This window comes from Brumimicrobium glaciale (assembly GCF_004152935.1).
GTDB lineage: Bacteria > Bacteroidota > Bacteroidia > Flavobacteriales_D > Crocinitomicaceae > Brumimicrobium > Brumimicrobium glaciale.
The window spans coordinates 14069-33881 of record NZ_SETE01000006.1 but is presented as its reverse complement, the minus strand read 5'-3'; the positions used below and the strand labels follow the sequence as shown (position 1 = coordinate 33881).

Below are 19813 nucleotides of genomic sequence, written 5' to 3'. Positions count from 1 at the left end.
ATTACATTTAAAATTACGACGCACTGCGTTGAACAAAATCTGTCAAAGTGAGCTTGTCGATGAAAGCATAAAGCCGTATTTGACGTTTTCTTTCAAAATTCATTTAAGACATCTCTTCATACATCTTACATTGACATAACTCAGCACCGAACGGACATGTTTCGTGATCATAATCACAGAATTCAATGATCGTTACTTTGGCATTTGAATAGGTTGTTTCTTCATCAAGAACGTCTAGCAGCATGATGTACTTTGTTCTAACATCAACGTTATCTGGAAAATCTAAAAAGAAATTATAGTTATCTAAAACACACAAAAGGTGCGTGTAAACGACAACGACTTGATCATCTGTAAGCTTGTCTTCTGGAGGGAAATAACACTTGTCAAAACCTATTATAGAAGACAAAGGAGCTGTTTTTTCAGCATGAGGTATTTCTTCTTCTGTTTCGCATACTTCGCTCTCCCCTAAAATATCGAGGTGACTTCTTATGGCGATCTGACCGGCTATGGTAATATCCATGTCTTCGATCAATTGTTCTAAATATCGATTCATCATTGGTAGGTGTTTTAACATACAATATATAGAAAAATATTTAATACTTTTTAACAATTGCAAGTTTTTCTATCAAAAAAAAATAATTTTAGTAACGGATAATGAAAGATTCTTTTTGTTGATGTGATCTTTTCATGATGATTCCCATTTTAAATAAATCAATAGTTAATTGATATTCAGAACTTAAAACCAAATCATTCCAAGCTCCTAGCATATCTTTTGACCAACGAATATCATCCAGAACAATTATTGTTTCGTCATGAATAAATGGAGCTAATAATTTCAATTGTTTAAATAAACTTTCACTTTTATGATCTCCATCGATAAAAATCATGTCAAATGGTGGCTGATCTTTAAGATTTTCTAGAAAAGTAAAAAAGTCATTATTTACAAAATCTACTTTTTCATGTTGTGCTGCTGGAAAACTTCTCCGGGCGATTTCATAAGTATTTTTGCACCCTTCGACAGTAGTGATGTGAATCTTTTCTGAAGCTGCAGCCATCATGTATGTTCCTAGTCCGAGTGAAGTACCCAATTCCAAAACTTCTTTTGGTTGATAATGCGCAACTAATCGATAGAGGAGTTTTCCATATTTGTTATTACTGCCAGATACTTTAGCAATTTGAGAAACAGTTCGTTTTTTATTTAATTTTCGAGACCCAGCTCCAAGGTCTGTTACTTCAATCTCATCTTTGTTTTTCAAATAAGACTTCTTCAGTTGTTGAAAAACTTGATATTCAAAATCTGGAATTGGCAAGAAAAGGCAGCGATCATTGAAATCATAGACAAAAGGAGAGTGAATTCCATGCCTATTTTTCGCAATCAAACAATATTTTATATATTCACGAACTAAATAAATCATAAACACCTTAATTCTTCGTTAAAGGTACATAAACTTAACATTCAAATCTCATGGATTCAAAAAACAACATGTCAATAATTAAGGAACATAAAAAATTGGTTTTTAAAAAACAGCCAGAAATAAACCTTATTAGTCCATGTAGATTAAATGATGGAATTATTCGTCATTCTGATTTTGAAAAAAATAGATTCAAGGTTAAGTTCAATAATGGCAGTCAAACTATTCACTTTTTTATTCCTGCTTCTGGAACAGGATCGCGTATGTTTAAGTTCTTATATGAGTTTTTAGCCGAACCTAATGAAGAAACACGAAGTAAAACAGAACGCTTTTTAAATTCAATTGAGTCATTTGCTTTCTTTGAACTATTGCCATTTTCATTGAAAAAGAAAGTCCGTGAATATGATATTACTTTAGATGATTTCGTGTCGTACTTATTGAAACCAGACGGATTAGCATTAGGAGTAATTCCGAAAGGATTAGTTCCTTTTCATCGTTCTAGAAGTTTTATTTTAAATGCATTTCAAGAGCAATTATTACAAGGATTAAGAATAAAAGAAGATTGCATAAATTTTCATTTCACGATTAACAAATCACACGAAAACGAAATAAAAGAAGCACTCGATTCGATTCGTCAATTGACGGGAAGACAATGTAATATTGAATGGAGTGAGCAAGATCCTTCCACAAATTCGATAGCATTTGACAAAGATCAAAATGTCGTTTTGGATGAAGATGGTGAAGTATTGACGCGTCCTTCTGGACATGGCGCTTTACTTAAAAATCTTAATGCAATCGAAAGTGATATAATTTTTATCAAAAACATTGACAATATTCAACATGAAGCACATTCACAAGCTTCTATTGAAAATTTCAAATATTTGGGCGGAATGATTGATGTGGTGAAAACAGAATTAAAAGAAGCTTTAAACAGCGATAATCCAAGAGGTCAATTGGCTGCTTTGAATCTTCAATATCACTTCACTAATCCAAGTCTTGATTTCGAGAAATTGTCTTCTGAAGAATTGCACAAACTTATTTATCGTCCTATTCGTATTTGTGGAATGGTGCGCAACGAAGGTCAGCCGGGTGGTGGGCCATTCTGGGTTGAGGAAAATGGAAAACAATCTAAGCAAATTGTTGAGAAATCACAAATTGGAAAGAATGGAAACCAATACCGATTAATGGTTCAAAGTCAGTATTTCAACCCTGTATTAATGGCTGTTTCTACCAAAGATATTGACGGGAAAAAATTAAATTTAGATGATTTTGCTGACCCTGATAAATACTTTATTGTAGAAAAAACATACCAAGAAAAAGACATTCGATTTATTGAACGTCCAGGATTATGGAACGGCAGCATGTCCGACTGGTTAAGCATTTTCGTTGAAGTACCTTCAGAAACTTTCACCCCTGTAAAAACGGTATTGGACTTACTAAATAAATCACACATCGAACAATTATAGTTTTTTGTGATTTACAGCTTCACTTTTTGTACTTTAGAGGTGAAGTTTATGAAACGCAGTATCAATTATATTATTTCCGCCATGTTTTTGGTGGGCTTGCTTAGTCTTGAGAAAGAAGACAAGTCAGCTTATAATGGGCCAGATCGTGTTTCATTTGGTGTAAAGATTGGTCTTCTCCCAACTGGTGGACTCACACAATACTCTCTTTTTTATTTCAAAAATGAACGTTTGATGGGCAATCAACCTGTTGATTTGAATCAAATAATAAAAATAGGTACAGGACAATGGCCGATTCCAAGATCAAACGTTTTCAAAAAAATATTTGAAGACAATGGAATTATAGATGTAACCCTTGCAGATGGTCAAATAATTGATTACAATTCAGCTTTCGATTCTTTATGGAAAATTAGATTTGAGGCGCACCCCTTCAAACATGAACTAGGAAATGGTTGGAGCCAAGGAGAAATGAGACCCTCACTGAAACAACAAACCTATATTATGGAAAGATATGGCGTGAGAGGCTATGATCAAGATTATTTTGTTGATTCTAGTTTTTTTAAGTTGTTAAGAGATGTGCTTGATCCTGCTTGGATTAATAATTATAAGTCTTTGAGGTGAATCGGTAAAAATGAAGCCCATAGCAATCAAATAGTAGCAATGCAAAATATAGTTTGATCAACAAAGGCATTATAATGAGTGATATATTCTGTGATTAGCCAATTTTAAAATTTAGAATAAAGAATTAATTAATTATTTATTCCACTTACTTAAAATCATTAGCTCCAGCAAAACGATATATTAATAGGGATGGACACTAGTCCATCCGAAAAACGGTGAAAACCATTACAAAACCCCATAAAATCGAAATAATTGCATACAATTATTTCGATTTTATGGGGTTTTGTTTTGTCGTACCTTTTAAACCAAGGACTTACGTCCTTGGCTACTAACATGTAGTCCTGCTAGGACTTTTAAAATATAAGCAAATGTAGATCAAGGCTCAACATAGTTGATAAAGGCTTTTATCATAGAGGCTCATCTATTTAAATATATAGCTTTTGAGCTTGCTACACTTAATAAGAGCTTAAACAAATTAATAATTATTTACCAGAGATATATACTTACCCATAGTATTCCATATGGAACCAAAAAATTATTACGTTTCACCAAATAAATAATTCCTATCTTTATTCTCAATCATAAATTTACCGCCATGAGTTTTTCACTATTCAATAAACAGTCAAAAGAAGAGAAATTTTGGAATTGGTTTTCTAAATCCCAACAAACTTTCTACCATGAGATAGAAAACCTTGATGTACGAGAAGAAATATTCAATGATTTATCAAATGAATTAAGTAAAGTGCATCAAAATCTCGTTTTTGAGTTTAGTCCAATTCACGAAAATGGAATACGAGAATTCACGATTTCAGCAGAAGGAGTAAAAGAACTTTTTCCTTTTGTAGAGAATTTAGTTGATAAAGCTCCTGAAATTATGAATTGGAAATTCAACGCTTTCCGACAAAGAATTCCAGGAGATGATCTTCAAATTAAATTCGGTGATTTTAACATAGGTTATTCCGACATTTATTTCAGATACCAAGACGGAAAATATGGTGAAATTGGAATTGAATTAAATATCCGAGGCTTTGACGAAAGTGCACAAACTCAAAATGCGATTTATATTTTGTTAGACGGTCTTATGGGAGAATATGACATTACAATGGGATTGGACTGGATTGAATGGGTTAAACTTGATGAATCAAATATTGAAAATCTAAATCCAATTACTAGTTTAAGAGGATTGATTGATGAAAAGAAAAAGTAAAAAGGCTTCCTACAAAAAATGAATGCAAGTTGTTTAATCGTCTCTTCGATTAATGCTTATGTTTAGAAGTGAAGGTTAAAATAAATGTTTTTGAAACGGAAAGAACTCTGACTAGGCAAAAAAAATCAAGTATCTTGGTGATTAATTCGGGTTATAATCAATATCAAAAAATCAAATTGAAGAGAAATAGATTAGCATATTTTACCTTAATAATTATTACAATAACAATTGGCTTAATATCAAGAACAGAAATAGTTCCCGAAATAATCTATCCTTATTTGGGCGATTATCTATATGCAATACTATTCTTTTTGATTATCGGTTTTTTGTTTAATAAGATGAAATCTTTAAAAGTTGCAATTGTAAGTATTCTGGTGTGTTACCTTATAGAAATATTTCAGTTGTATGATGCCGATTGGATTCATACTATCAGAAATAATAAACTTGGTGCACTAATATTTGGAAGTGGTTTTTTATGGAGTGATTTAGTATGTTATACATTGGGAGGAATAACTGGGTATATTTTAGAATCTGTTTATTTCAATAAAAAATAAAGGATTTAAAATAGCATAGAAGAGCCATTTAAAATTGAATAAATTATAAATTCCTTATTCAAGAAACAAGCCCATGTTATTTACTATCTTACAAAATAAATCCACTTAATTCAAATATGAAAAATGTACTATTTACAGCTTTGATTTACATTCTGATATGTCCATTCATCCATGGACAAGACAATGAAATAGATGCTAAAATCAATAGCATTAAAGAATACCTCCAAAATGGTGGAGACTTGAACAAACAGGAAGAATACGGATCTTATTATTATCAAGATTTTATATGGGATTTTGGTTTTCATTGCGATACAACCGAATTGCCTATTGTGGAGTTTTTAATTGAACAAGACCAAAAACTTCAAGATCCATTCTTTTTTACAGGTGATCCTTGCCTTGAAATGAGGAATTATATTTTTTATTACGTTCAGCTTCTTCAAGAGGATGGACATGACATAAAACGAAAAACCTTAAAAAACTTAATAGACATTTACTTTCTCCCTGATGGGTATTCAGAAGAAAGCTACATTAATCATTTTGATTTTTATGATAAATCGCCACTAATGTATGCCTGTGAAATGCAAAATAAAAAACTGATAAAGTATTTATTATCCAACGATGCTAATCCACAATTAAAGAACAAGAAAGGACAAAAGGCTTCTGATTTCTGTGAAAATGAAGAGTTTAAAAAAATATTGAAATGAATGGAATGACTCATGGGCGCTGTTGATCCCAATAAAGCAATAATTAAAATCCATTAAATAAAACGCTCCAGTGACAACCTTCACCTTTTCACTACTCTAAAATCCTTTATCAAATCACCAGATTTTATCTTCACAAAATAAACCGAAGTTGGTAAACCTGATAAATCAATCAAAACCTTCGCTGCATTGTATTTTTCTCTTTTCAAAAGCTGCCCCATCGGCGTATAAACCTCAACCCAATCAATCGGACTGCTGTGTTCAATATTTAAAACTGACGACAGTGGATTTGGATAGAATTTCAGTAAAGAACTTTCTAAATCATCTAAACTCAATGTTAACGAAACTTTTACTGCAAAAGGTTCGCTTTTACAAGGTCCGTTTTCATTTACTGCATAATAGACTGCACCTTCAACTAAACTAAAATTGGAAGTCAGCGGATTAACACCAGCCAAAGCATCTGCCATCGAAGCATACCAAACCACATTTGCAGGACTTATTACAATATCTGCGATGGTTGCATTGGTAGTAAAAATCTGATTTTGATTTCCTGTTGGACTCGCAAGTTGTTGATTCACGACAATAGTTAAAGTTTGAATTGTTACACATTGTCCTGCACCTGGAGTAAATGTGTAAGTCGTTGTTGTGGTATTATCTATAGCTGGTGACCATGTTCCTGAAATTCCGTTTGTGGAAGTCGTTGGCAATGGCGCTAAAGTTTCATCTTCACAAATCGGAGCGACAGGATCAAAAGTAGGAACCACACTTGGAATAACCGTAATTGTTAAAGTTTCACTTGTTCCACATTGTCCTGCGTCTGGGGTAAATGTATAAGTCGTTGTAGCTGTATTGTTCAAAGCTGGCGACCAAGTTCCTGAAATCCCATTAGTAGAAGTTGTGGGTAGTGCACTTAAAGTTTCACCTGAACATATTGTTGCAACAGCAGCAAATGTTGGAGTTGTTATCGGATTAACAGCAATTGTTAATGTTTGATTTGTTGCACACTGACCCGTATTTGGCGTAAATGCATAAGTCGTGGTTGCTGTTTCATTCAACGCAGGCGACCATGTTCCTGTAATTCCATTAGAGGAAGTTGTTGGTAATGGACTTATTATTTCTCCCAAACAAATTGAAGTTGCAACATTAAAACTAGGTGTAACAATCGGGTTTACTGTAATTGTTAATGTTTGTGGGGTTACGCATTGACCTCCAACTGGCGTAAATGTATAAGTCGTTGTAGCCGAATTATTCAAAGCAGGCGACCAAGTTCCTGAAATTCCATTCGTGGAAGTTGTTGGTAAAGGAGATAAAGTTCCCCCAGAACAAATTGGAGCTACAGCTGTAAAACTAGGCACAACATTCGGTGTAACCGTAATTGTTAAAGTTTGACTTGTTGCACATTCTCCTGCATCAGGCGTAAATGTATAAGTTGTAGTCGTTGTATTGTTTAAAGCTGGCGACCATGTTCCTGAAATTCCATTGGTAGAAGTTGTTGGTAATGGCGATAAAGTACCACCAGAGCAAATTGTAGCAACAGCTACAAAATTCGGTGTCACAATTGGATTTACTACAATCATTAATGTTTTATTGTTTGCACATTGACCTGCATTGGGTGTAAATGTATAAGTTGTAGTTGCTGTATTATTCAAAGCTGGCGACCATGTTCCTGAAATTCCATTTGAAGAAACTGTTGGCAGTGGGTTTAAAGCTCCACCATTACAAATTGGGGCTACAGTAGCAAAACTAGGTGTTAGAATTGGATTTACCGTAATTGTTAAAGTTTGATTTGTTGCACACGGTCCCGAAGTTGGCGTGAATGTATAAGTCGTTGTAGTAGAATTATTCAAAGCAGGCGACCATGTTCCATTAATTCCATTCGTGGAAACTGTTGGTAATGGATTTAAAATTCCCCCTGCACAAATTGGAGCAACAGCAGTAAAATTAGGTGTTAAAACAGGATTTACTGTAATTGTTAAAGCTTGTGGTGTTGCACATTCTCCAGAATTAGGCGTAAATGTATAAGTTGTTGTTGCGGAATTATTCAAAACTGGCGACCATGTTCCTGAAACGCCATTGTTTGATGTTGTTGGTAAAGCAGCTAAAGTTCCACCTGAACAAATTGGCGCAATTGGAGTAAAGCTGGGCGTTATAATCGGATTAACAGTAATTGTTAATGTTTGCTGAGCATAACAAGCTCCACCACTTGGTGTAAATGTATAAGTTGTGGTTGTTAAATTATTCAACGCTGGTGACCAAGTTCCAGAAATACCATTGGTAGAGGTCGTTGGCAAAGGTGCTAATGTACCACCTGTGCAAATTGGTGGAACAACTACAAAACTGGGAACAATATTGCTATTAACTGCAATTGTTAAGGTCTGGGTTGTACCACATTCTCCAGCATTTGGGGTAAATGTGTAAGTCGTTGTAGCTGTATTATTCAAAGCTGGCGACCAGGCTCCTGAAATTCCATTATTTGAAATCGTTGGCAAAGGATTTAAAGTTCCTCCTGCACAAATTGGAGCTACTGGAGTAAAATTGGGTGTTAAAATAGGATTCACAGGAATTGTTAGCGTTTGTGATGTTGCACATTCTCCTGTATTTGGTGTGAATGTATAAGTTGTTGTCGCTAAATTATTCAATGCAGGTGACCAAGTTCCAGAAATTCCATTATTTGAAATTATTGGTAATGGATTTAAAATTCCACCTGAACAAACTGTTGAAACACCTGAAAAAGTTGGTGCTAGAATCGGTTTTACAACAATAGTCATCGATTGATTGGAAGCACACTGTCCTGGACTTGGAAAGAAAAAATAAGTTGTAGTAGCATTGTTGTTTATAGCTGGAAACCAAGCTCCATTGATACCATTGGTAGAGGTAGTTGGTAAAGGAGCTATCGTTTGACCAAAACAAATGGAAGGCACCGCAGCAAAATTAGGAACTGCTCCAGCATTTACTGTTATTGTTAAAGTTTGATTAGTTGCACATTGACCAGCAAATGGCGTAAAGGTATAAGTTGTAGTAGAAACATTATTTAAGGACGGCGACCAAAAACCACTAATCCCATTAATTGAGGTTGTAGGTAAGGGCGCTATCGGATCACCGGGACAAATAGGAGCTACTGCATTAAAAACGGGTATTGAGGCTGGATTAACCGTTATTGTCAAAGTTTCAGCAGTCGCACATTGACCTAAATCGGGCGTAAAAGTGTAAGTTGTGGTCGCTGTGTTATTGATCGCTGGTGACCATGTTCCAATCACCCCATTTACGGAAGTAGTTGGCAAAGCGGAAATAGGCTGTCCGGCACAAACTGGCGCTACTGAATTAAAAATAGGTGTCGTAAGTGGATCTATCGTAATTGTTAAGTTCACTGGATCTGCACATTGACCTAAATTTGGTGTAAAAGTATAAGTTGTCGTTGCAGAAGTATTCAATGCCGGCGACCACGTACCTTCCACTCCATTGGCTGAAACCAAAGGTAACGGTGGAATTGTTGATGTTGGACAAAAAACCGTTTGGATAGAAAAAGTGGGTACAATAGTAAAAAACTGATGACCTGCGAAGATCCAATTTTTACTTAAAGTTAAATTAGCTACTGCTCCTAAAGCTGAAATTCCATACTTCATATTACCTGAACCAAGAATTTTATTACTCGGCGTATTTGGATTGTTACTCCAGCCGTTTAAGGTTGAGGAATATTTTTCACAATCTAATCCTGAGTCGTCCAACATATTAAGCATATTTGCTGCTGGATTTAACAACCAATTCCCTAAGCTTTGATTGAAAACAACTGCATCTTGAAACATTTCAGACATATCAATAACGTTAGAAACATTCCAGTTTTGAATTGATGGACTACCGCCATTTGTGAAGGAAGAGGCATACCCTAATGAGAATGATCCCGAGGAAAACATGCCGCTCATATCTGTCACATTAGAGGTATTCCATCCGCCAATGTTTTGATTAAAAGCGCTGGCATTTTGAAACATTACAGACATATTGGTAACGTTTCCGGTATTCCAACTCCCTATATCTTGATTAAAAGTTTCTGATCTTTGAAACATTCCAGACATATTTGTAACAGAAGATGTATTCCAACCTCCGATATCTTGATTAAAACTCGTAGTATTTGGAATACCTTGGCCGGATGAGGTTACAAACATATTTGACATATCTGTCACATTTCCTGTGTCCCAGTTCCCAATGTCTTGATTAAAAAAATTATTAAATGCAAACATTTGAGCCATGTTAATCACTGAACTTGTATTCCAGTTTCCAATATCACTGTCAAATGGACAACCTGAAAACATCTGAGTCATATCAGTTACATTAGCTGTGTTCCAAGAACCAATAGATTGATTAAAATTTGAATTACTAAACAATCTAAACATATTTGTGACATTGGAAACATCCCATGAATTAATGTTGTAAGGGCCGTCAGCGCCAGAGAAAAAAAACATTTCAGACATATTTGTCACATTTGATAAATTAGGTATATCTGTTGCCGTAAATAAAACATTTGGATTTTGATTTCCATATCCAATATTCTTAAACATAGCTTCCATAGTCCCCCATACATTACTTCCCCATTGATTTACACTAATCAGTTCTTGTCCAAAAGAAGATCCACTTGGATTTAATTTACAGCTTTCAAAATTTGTTGGTTGAATAGAAAGTTTAACAGATGTGGGGTTAAGAAAAGTACCTGTTGGAAACCCAGTTAAAGTCACAGTTGACCCTATAAAAGTTCCTGAACCAGTTGCCGGCGCAGATGGTGGAACAGTTTGCCACGTGTAGGAAACCGTGCCTGTGGTAACGGCATCAAATTTAATAGTACTTGTGTTTCTTACTTCCCAAGTAGTTATAAAATCTTGTGCTTTAGCCACTTGAAACAAAAACAAAAACTGTAATGTGAGTAATGCGGTTTTAAGTATTGTATTTTTCATGATCTTAAGTATTCGTAATATTTAATATATCTGACCTTCTTTTGTAGAATGAGCTAAGCCAATATCTAAAGCCAATCCCCCATTTTTCATTCTTCATTTTTAACTTTTCATTTTAAAAAAAACCTATCGTTTCACAACTCTAAAATCCTTTACCAATTCACCAGATTTTATCTTCACAAAATAAACCGAAGTTGGTAAATCCGATAAATCAATCAAAACCTTCGCTGCATTGTATTTTTCTCGCTTCATAAGTTTACCCAAAGGTGTATAAATCTCAACCCATTCTATCGGACTGCTGTGTTCAATATTTAAAACTGACGACAGTGGATTTGGATAGAATTTCAGTAAAGAACTTTCTAAATCATCTAAACTCAATGTTAATGAAACCTTTACTGCAAAAGGTTCGCTTTTACAAGGTCCGTTTTCATTTACTGCATAATAGACTGCACCTTCAACTAAACTAAAATTGGAAGTCAGCGGATTAACTCCAGCCAAAGCATCTGCCATCGAACCATACCAAATTACATTAGCAGGACTTATTACAATATCTGCGATGGTTGCATTGGGAATTAAAGTCTGATTTTGATTTCCCGTTGGACTCGCAAGTTGTTGGCTCACAACAATGATTAATGTTTGGTTAGCAACACATTGACCTCCGTTTGGTGTAAATGTATAAGTCGTGGTTGCTGAATTATTCATCGCTGGCGACCATGTTCCTGAAATTCCATTGATAGAAGTTGTTGGCAAAGGATTCAACATTTCGCCTTCACAAATTGGAGCAACAGAATCAAAATTAGGAACTACAGTTGGATTCACTGTAATTGTTAAAGTTTGACTTGTTGCGCACTCTGATGGGTCTGGGGTAAATGTATAAGTTGTAGTTACGGAATTGTTCAAAGCTGGCGACCAAGTTCCTGAAATTCCATTGGTGGAAGTTGTGGGTAATGGACTTAAAGTTTCACCTGAACATATTGCTGCAACTGCTGCGAAAGCAGGAGTTACAATTGGATTTACTGTAATTGTAAATGTTTGATTTGTTGCACATTCTCCTGCATTAGGCGTAAAAGTATAAGTCGTTGTTGTAGAATTATCCAAAGCTGGCGACCAAGTTCCTGTAATTCCATTGGTAGAAGTTGTGGGTAATGGACTTATTATTTCTCCCAAACAAATTGAAGTTGCAACAGTAAAACTCGGTGTTAAAACTGGGTTTACTGTAATCGTTAAAGTTTGATTGGTTGCACATTGACCTGAACTTGGTGTAAATGTATAAGTCGTGGTTGCCGAATTATTCAAAGCAGGCGACCATGTTCCTGAAATTCCATTTGTTGAATTTATTGGTAAAGGAGTTAACGCTTCTCCACCACAAATTGGAGAAACAGCTGCAAAGGCGGGAACTATATTTGGTGTAACATTTATCGTTAAGTTTTGACTTGTAGCACATTCTCCAATATTAGGCGTAAATGTGTAAGTTGTTGTTGCGATATTGTTCAAAGCGGGCGACCATGTTCCTGAAATTCCGTTGGTGGAAGTTGTTGGTAATGGACTTAAAGTTTCATTTTCACAAATTGTTGCAATAGCAGCAAAATTAGGTGTTACAATCGGATTAACTGTAATTGTTAATGTTTTATTTGTAGCACATTCTCCAGTATTTGGTGTAAATGTGTAGGTCGTAGTTGTGGAATTATCCAAAGCTGGCGACCAAGTTCCAGAAATTCCATTTGAAGAAACTGTTGGCAGTGGGTTTAAAGTTCCACCATTACAGATTGGAGCGATTGCGGCAAAACTCGGTGTTAAAATCGGATTTACTGTAATGGTTAAAGTTTGATTTGTTGCGCATTGACCCGAACTTGGTGTAAATGTATATGTCGTTGTAGCCGAATTATTCAAAGCTGGCGACCATGTTCCTGAAATTCCATTGGTGGAATTTGTTGGTAAAGGAACTAGGGTTCCACCAGCACAAATTGCTGAAACAGAAGCAAAATTCGGAGTTATTAAAGGATTAACCGTAATTGTTAATATTTGACTTATAGCACATTCTCCAACATTAGGTGTGAATGTATAAGTTGTTGTTGCGGTATTGTTCAATGCTGGCGACCAAGTTCCTGAAATTCCATTATTTGAAGTTGTTGGTAATGGCGACAAAATTTCACCAGAGCATATTGGAGCAACAGTTGTGAAAGCAGGTATTATGTTCGGGTTTACGGTTATGGTTAAAACTTGATTCGTTGCACATTGATTTCCCGATGGCGTAAAAGTATAAGTTGTTGTTGCTAAATTATTCAAAGCGGGTGACCAAGTTCCTGAAATTCCATTTTGAGATGTTGTCGGTAAAGCTGTTAAATTTCCACCCGAACAAATTGGAGCAAGAGCTGTAAAATTGGGCACTATATTCTGAGTAATCGGAATTGTTAAAGTTTGAGTTGACGCGCATTCTCCGGCATTTGGAGTAAAAGTATAAGTTGTAGTCGCAAAATTATTTAAAGCAGGCGACCAAGTTCCAGAAATACCATTGTTAGAAGTTGTTGGCAATGGACTTAATGTTCCTCCAGCACAAATTGCTGCAACAGGACTAAATACAGGCACTTCAATCGGATTTACTATAACGGTCAACGTTTGCGTATTTGCGCATACTCCAGTATTTGGAGTAAATGTATATGTTGTAGTTGTGTTATTATTTAAAGCGGGAGCCCAAGTTCCAGAAACACCATTTTGTGATGTTGTTGGTAAAGCCGCTATGGTTCCACCCACACAAACTGGAGGAACAGATGCAAAAAATGGTGTCGCAATTGGATTTACCGTAATGGTTAATGTTTGTGTAGATACACAGACACCTAAACTAGGTGTAAATGTATAAGTAGTTGTTGCTGTATTATTTAAAGCTGGAAACCATGTTCCTGTAATTCCGTTATTTGAAGTTGTAGGTAAAGCTGCCAGAGTTTCACCGATACAAATTGGAGCAACTGGAGTAAAGCTTGGGATTGTTCCCGGATTTACCGTAATGGTTAATGTTTGCGTGGTTGCACACTGACCTGAAAAAGGCGTAAAAGTATAAGTTGTCGTTGCCACATTATTCAAGGCAGGCGACCAATAACCATTGATTCCATTATTTGAAGTAGTGGGTAAAGTAGCGACAGGATCTCCAGGACAAATAGCAGCTATTGCAGGAAAAGTGGGTGACGTTCCAGGATTAACCGTTAATATTAAAGTTTGAGACGTTGCGCATTGACCTGCATTAGGCGTAAAAGTATAAGTTGTTGTTGCGGTGTTGTTTAAAGCGGGCGACCATGTTCCAATCACTCCATTTTGAGAAGTTGTTGGAAGTGCGGTAATCGATTGTCCAAAGCAAATAGGTGTTAGAGCAACAAAAGATGGAGAAATCGTTGTTCCTATGGTTATTGTTAAAGTTGTAATAGAAGCGCATTGACCTAAATTTGGTGTAAAAGTATAGATAGTTGTTGAAGAATTATTTAAAGCAGGTGACCAAGTTCCTTCTACACCATTATCAGAAATAAGTGGTAAAGGAGGAATTGTAGCAGTTGGACAAAACGCTGTTTGAATAGAAAAAGTTGGAACAACATTGAAAAAATCATGACCTGAAATCAGCCAGCCTTTATTCGATAATAAATTATTGACAACATTAATTGCGGAAGTTCCATACTTCATATTTCCAGCACCTAATATTAAATTACTAGGAGTGTTTGGATTGTTATTCCAATCAATTAAAGTAAGTGAATAATTTTCGCAGTCTAAACCCGAATTGGTAAGCATGTTTAATAAATTGACGTTAGGATTCAGTGTCCAGCTTCCAATCTTTTGATTAAAGCTCACGGCCTTTCTAAACATATTGGACATATCCGTGACATTGGTAGTATTCCAATTCTGAATCGCAGGACTACCTCCATTGTTGAATGAACTAGGTGAAATAAGGCTATTATAACCGGCAAACATTAAGCTCATGTCTGTCACATTTATTGTATTCCAATTCCCAATATTTTGATCAAAATTATAAGCTAAATTAAACATATTTGACATATTGGTCACATTACTAGTATTCCAATTTCCAATGTCTTGATTGAAACTATCAGCACGAAAAAACATGCTTGACATATTTGTTACAGAACTTGTATTCCAATTCCCTATATCTTGATTGAAGGGATGAATTTGACCAATACTTGCACCAGCAAACATCTCAGACATATCCGTGACATTAGATGTGTTCCAATTTCCGATATCCTGGTTGAAAGCGTAGTTCCTTTTAAACATTTTAGACATATTAGTTACGCTTGAAGTATTCCACAACCCAATATTCTGATTAAAGAAGAAGCAGTCCTCAAACATACTTGACATATTAGTTACATTGGAAGTGTTCCATAAACTAATCCCTTCATTAAAGGTGCATTGTTGAAACATTCTTGACATATCCGTAACGTTCGATACATCCCAAGAATTAATATTGAAAGGCCCAACAACTTGAGTACGTTCAAACATTCCAGCCATACTAGTAACATTGGTCAAATTAGGAATGTCTGTGGCTGTTATTGTAATAACTGCATTACTACCACCGAATGATGATCTTTGAAAAGTATTTTCCATACTGCTCCATGACGTGCTACCCCACTGACTAACACCCCTGAGACTAACGCCAGCATAGGAACTGGATGTAATAATTCTATTGAAGTTTTGAGGTGATATAGACAACTCAATTCCCCCATTAGGTAAACCAGAGATAACTACAAAAGGCGCTAGAATTGTACTTGAAAAAGTACCCGAACCTGAAGCCGGAGCGGATGGGGGAAGCGTCTGCCAAGTATAGGAGACTGTACCTGTGGTATTTGCTCCAAAAAGAATTTGATTTTGGGTTATTTCCCAAGTCGTAATAAAATCTTGCGCTCTAGCCACTTGAAAAATGAACAAAAATTGTAGTGTTAGTATCGCGGTTTTAAGTATAGATTTTTTCATAACAGTGTGTTGGTATAATGAAAACAAATATCTGTTAAAAAAGTTTAATCACAAATTAATTTTCATAAATACTTAATCTATAGAACTATGGTGACAATTCAAATAGTCGAGATTCATTGTTTTATGGAATAGCTCAAAATGAAAATTTAAGTATAGTTTACAGAAACCACTCATTCCAACCGCAAAACAGCCCTGAATTTATTCAAAACAAAGCTTTTTGGAAACAACAAAAAGTAAAACAAAATTAAATACTCCACTGCTATCAAAACAAATCCGAAACTCGATTGTCCAAAAGCATAGAATCCATAAGACAGCATAATGAGGAAAGACCAAAATAGCACTCCTAAATTGGCGGAAAAAATTGCTAATCCAAGTGGTAAGATTACATACCAAGGATGAACCGTTGTGGCTAATAATAAATAAACCACATAACCCCACATCATTCTGTTTAACCACTCTTTATTAGAATTGATGGGTTTGTATAATGCAATGAATAGAATAGCTAAAAATGCAATTATAGACAAAGCTGGACCAACAATCAACGTTGGGTTTCCTTCAACAAAGAATGAAGTAATCCATTTAATTAGATAAAACACTCCGGCATTAAATTCAAAATTATCAAAGTACAACTCTATGCTTTGCATAAAGTTCCAAAAGAGACTTGGCCAGAGGTAAATCAATAATAATCCGCCTGAAAAAATAAAAGTGAAAATATAGAATTTCACACTCACTTTAAAACTGCGGAAACGAAGTAAAAACGGCAACAGAATAAGCGGAGTAAGTTTTATATTTATTGCGATTGCCCAAAACAAAGCACTTTTTAGCCATTTGTGTTTTAACATGAAATAGATTCCAATCATTAACCAAGAAAGCATGATTCCTTCGAAATGAAAGTTTCCCATTACTTCAACGATTAGAATGGGATTGAGTAAGAGCAAAATACTATTGTTAACTGGAATAGAAAGGATTTCAAGAATCTTAAAGAAATACTTTACGCCTACTAAAAGTGTCAGTAACATGAGGATTCTCAAAACTACTAAAGAGATAAATAGATTATCACTAACTAAAGCAGTGATCAAAAAATAAAATTGATTGACAGAAGGATAAATAGAATAGTTTTTCTGAGAAAGTTCGGTGATTTGTGAGTAAAGGAAATTCATGTATTCCGAATCATACACTCTAGAATCAATTTGCATCAAGTCATTTGGAATGGATGCATAAGGATGAATTCCAAGCGTGACTAATTCACCATCCCACAAAAAGCGATAAACATCAGGAGATAATGAGGGAATTGAAAATAAAGGAATCAGAAACACTACAAACGCAATATTTTTCCAAGTTTGAATTGAAAAATCATTTCTTATTCTAATGAAATAGAGAAAGGCAAGAAAAGCAACTGAATAAGCGGTAAAACTGAGTATGAAATCAGCTTGTTCTGCAACATAAGAAATCAAAAAGAGAGGTATTACGTAAAGCACTAGTGCTCCAAATAAACCTCTCCAATTTGATTGCATTCTAAAAAAATATCTAATTACGCGTTAACGTTACTTGTGCTTGTATTGAATTTTGGTACGAAAGCGAAAAGCGCTGGTCTAACTTCTGCAATGCTGTAGAAGAAAACAGTACCATAACCGATGGCTAACATTAAGTGGAAAGGAACCATTCCTAAATCTCCATAAACCAATCTATTTAAAGCTGTGAATCCGAATACTAAAAACAAGATTCCTTCTCCAATTGTAACTAGAGAAATTGATTTCTTGTCGTATTTATTTTCAATTTTACCTTCGTCTTTAGCACCAACGTTAAATTTTGGAGTTCTAACGAAAGAACTTTTAATTCCCATATATCCTTCAATAACTGCAACAGCATTACTTAATGATAATCCCATTGAAATAGTAAGGAATTGGAAAAAACGTTTTGTAAATTGAAGTATCGTTTGCTTCTTATCATCCGTTTTATCTCTGTATGCATTCCAATAATAGAACATCAAGAATAAAGTTGACATAATAAATATACTTCCAAATTGAATAAAGTAATTTAAGTCTGAGAAACTGTCTTTAATATGTAAAACTGGAAGACTCAATAAACTCATGAGTAAAATGAATACAAAAACGGTAGAGTTAAATAAGTGCGATAATCCGTGGATTCTATCACTTAATCTCACATTTTTAGCAGTAATTAGACGAAGTGCCATTTTTCTGAAACACTCAGCTCCACCTTTCATCCAACGGTGTTGTTGACCTTTCAACGCACTCATTGTAATTGGTAATTCTGCTGGAGCGATAACATCTTCTAAATAACTAAATTTCCATCCTTTGATTTGAGCTCTGTAGCTTAAATCCAAATCTTCTGTTAAAGTATCGTGTTCCCAACCACCAGCTTCTTCGATGCATTTGATTCTCCAAACACCACCAGTTCCGTTGAAATTAATAAAGTGTCCAGCAGCGCTTCTTCCACCTTGCTCAATTGCAAAGTGACCGTTCAAACCGAAAGCTTGTAATTCTGTCAACAAAGAATAATCTTTATTAATGTGTCCCCAACGTGTTTGCACAACTCCAATTTTTGAATCACGGAATTGTGGCATTGTTTTTTGAAGGAAATCAACATCGGGTAGGAAATCCACGTCAAAAATGGCAACAAACTCCCCTTTTGCATCAGGAAGAGCGCTATCTAAAGCACCGGCTTTGTAACCCACTCTATTTGTTCTGTGGATATGTTTAATATCTACACCATATTTTTCACGTACTTCTTTAACTTTTCTAGCGATTACTTCTACAGTTTCATCGGTTGAATCGTCAAGTACTTGAATTTCCATTTTATCCAACGGATAATCCATTTGCGCAACACGTTCGATAACTCGTTCTGCAACGTAGTATTCGTTATACATTGGCAACTGAATAGTCACATAAGGAGTGTTTTCAGGATCAAATGTTGGAAGTTCCTTCTTTTTCAGGAGCTTGCTTTTTTTATAATTTATAGCCAACGAAAGTTGTAGGATACTATAAATTAAGATCAAGACAAGACTAAGTCCGTATATAATAAGGATTATCTTTGCAATCAAGTGTGCAAAGTAATGTTCGAAGCCAAAAGCATCCCCCCAATTGAACATCCAAGTAGGGTCGCCTAAAGCGCTATCAAGAATTATTACCAAGTTCATTCAGTAAATTTATACTTAAAAACTGCAAATATAATTTTAATTCCTGCCATTACCGCACCTTTTATCGTTCCACTTACTTTTGATACTCCAATTCGGGCTTTATAATCGACTGGAACTTCACAATAATTCATCTTTTTTTGGGCTGCTTTTATTTGCATTTCAATCGTCCAACCGTAGGTTTTATCGCTCATCCCGAGAGATTTATAACGCTCAAAACGGATTGCTCGGAAGGGTCCTAAGTCGGTGTAATTTACCCCATAAAATATTTTCAACAATTTTGATGCAAGCCAATTCCCAAAATGTTGAGGAACTGTCATTGAACCTTTTTCTCGGTTCCCTAAAGCACGAGAACCAATCACTAAATCCATATTTTCCTGATAGATAGGAGCAATTACTCGAGGAAGTTGTTCTGGATAATCAGAATAGTCACCATCCAAAAAAACAATAGTTTCACCTTTTAGCTCCTCCACAAGCTCACAACCCTTTAAACATGCCCATCCATACCCTTTTCGAGATTCAAACAAAGCTGTTGCACCAGTTTCTTCTACTACTTTTTGAGTAGCATCTGTTGAACCGTTGTTGACTACAATTATATTTTGTCGCGGAACGTGCGGAATATCATTAATTACCTTTCCTATAGATTGCTCTTCATTGAAAGCTGGAATAACTACAAAAACTTTTGTGTAATCAATCTCCTTGATTTGTGTCATTTTTTTAATGGGGTGAAATTATTAAACTGATTGAGTTTAATTTATTAAAAACCAAAATTACTAAAAACTTAAGATTAATAAAGTAT

General features: G+C 35.1%; 12 protein-coding genes. 5 read left to right on the top strand and 7 right to left on the bottom strand.

Annotation, left to right across the window (positions count from 1 at the left end):
- Positions 1 to 103: 103 nt before the first annotated feature.
- Positions 104 to 556, bottom strand: coding sequence for a hypothetical protein (locus tag ERX46_RS13675; protein ID WP_130094439.1), 453 nt, complete (start codon positions 554 to 556; stop codon positions 104 to 106).
- An 85-nt stretch (positions 557 to 641) separates the two neighbouring features.
- Positions 642 to 1415 (bottom strand): O-methyltransferase, encoded by a 774-nt coding sequence (locus ERX46_RS13670; protein ID WP_130094438.1) that lies wholly within the window; start codon positions 1413 to 1415, stop codon positions 642 to 644.
- A gap of 50 nt (positions 1416 to 1465) precedes the next feature.
- On the opposite strand from ERX46_RS13670, the gene ERX46_RS13665 reads away from it, so the two are divergent.
- The 5 genes from ERX46_RS13665 to ERX46_RS13645 all read left to right on the top strand — a co-directional run bounded on the left by ERX46_RS13665 (position 1466) and on the right by ERX46_RS13645 (position 5961).
- Positions 1466 to 2878 (top strand): DUF4301 family protein, encoded by a 1413-nt coding sequence (locus ERX46_RS13665; RefSeq protein ID WP_130094437.1) that lies wholly within the window; start codon positions 1466 to 1468, stop codon positions 2876 to 2878.
- A 48-nt stretch (positions 2879 to 2926) separates the two neighbouring features.
- Positions 2927 to 3496, top strand: a complete 570-nt coding sequence (locus tag ERX46_RS13660; RefSeq protein ID WP_130094436.1) for a hypothetical protein — start codon at positions 2927 to 2929, stop codon at positions 3494 to 3496.
- Positions 3497 to 4091: 595 nt separating this feature from the next.
- Positions 4092 to 4703, top strand: coding sequence for a hypothetical protein (locus ERX46_RS13655; protein WP_130094435.1), 612 nt, complete (start codon positions 4092 to 4094; stop codon positions 4701 to 4703).
- A gap of 68 nt (positions 4704 to 4771) precedes the next feature.
- Entirely contained in the window at positions 4772 to 5257 is a 486-nt protein-coding gene (locus tag ERX46_RS13650) for a ribosomal maturation YjgA family protein (protein ID WP_207214179.1), read from the top strand.
- Between the two features lie 116 nt (positions 5258 to 5373).
- Positions 5374 to 5961: an ankyrin repeat domain-containing protein gene (locus tag ERX46_RS13645; RefSeq protein ID WP_130094434.1), complete on the top strand. Its 588-nt coding sequence runs from the start codon at positions 5374 to 5376 to the stop codon at positions 5959 to 5961.
- Positions 5962 to 6041: 80 nt separating this feature from the next.
- Here the strand turns inward: ERX46_RS13645 and ERX46_RS13640 are convergent, their stop codons facing one another.
- The 5 genes from ERX46_RS13640 to ERX46_RS13620 all read right to left on the bottom strand — a co-directional run bounded on the left by ERX46_RS13640 (position 6042) and on the right by ERX46_RS13620 (position 19727).
- Entirely contained in the window at positions 6042 to 10901 is a 4860-nt protein-coding gene (locus tag ERX46_RS13640) for a BspA family leucine-rich repeat surface protein (protein WP_130094433.1), read from the bottom strand.
- Positions 10902 to 11024: 123 nt separating this feature from the next.
- The gene (locus ERX46_RS13635) at positions 11025 to 15860 is read right to left on the bottom strand and encodes a BspA family leucine-rich repeat surface protein (protein WP_130094432.1); all 4836 of its coding nucleotides are present in this window, start codon (positions 15858 to 15860) and stop codon (positions 11025 to 11027) included.
- 170 nt (positions 15861 to 16030) lie between these two features.
- Positions 16031 to 17374, bottom strand: a complete 1344-nt coding sequence (mptB, locus tag ERX46_RS13630; protein WP_130094431.1) for a polyprenol phosphomannose-dependent alpha 1,6 mannosyltransferase MptB — start codon at positions 17372 to 17374, stop codon at positions 16031 to 16033.
- Positions 17375 to 17391: 17 nt separating this feature from the next.
- Entirely contained in the window at positions 17392 to 19017 is a 1626-nt protein-coding gene (locus tag ERX46_RS13625) for a cellulose synthase family protein (protein WP_242494583.1), read from the bottom strand.
- The gene (locus tag ERX46_RS13620; protein ID WP_130094430.1) at positions 19014 to 19727 is read right to left on the bottom strand and encodes a glycosyltransferase family 2 protein; all 714 of its coding nucleotides are present in this window, start codon (positions 19725 to 19727) and stop codon (positions 19014 to 19016) included. The genes ERX46_RS13625 and ERX46_RS13620 overlap by 4 nt, the downstream gene beginning before the upstream one ends.
- Positions 19728 to 19813: the final 86 nt, after the last annotated feature.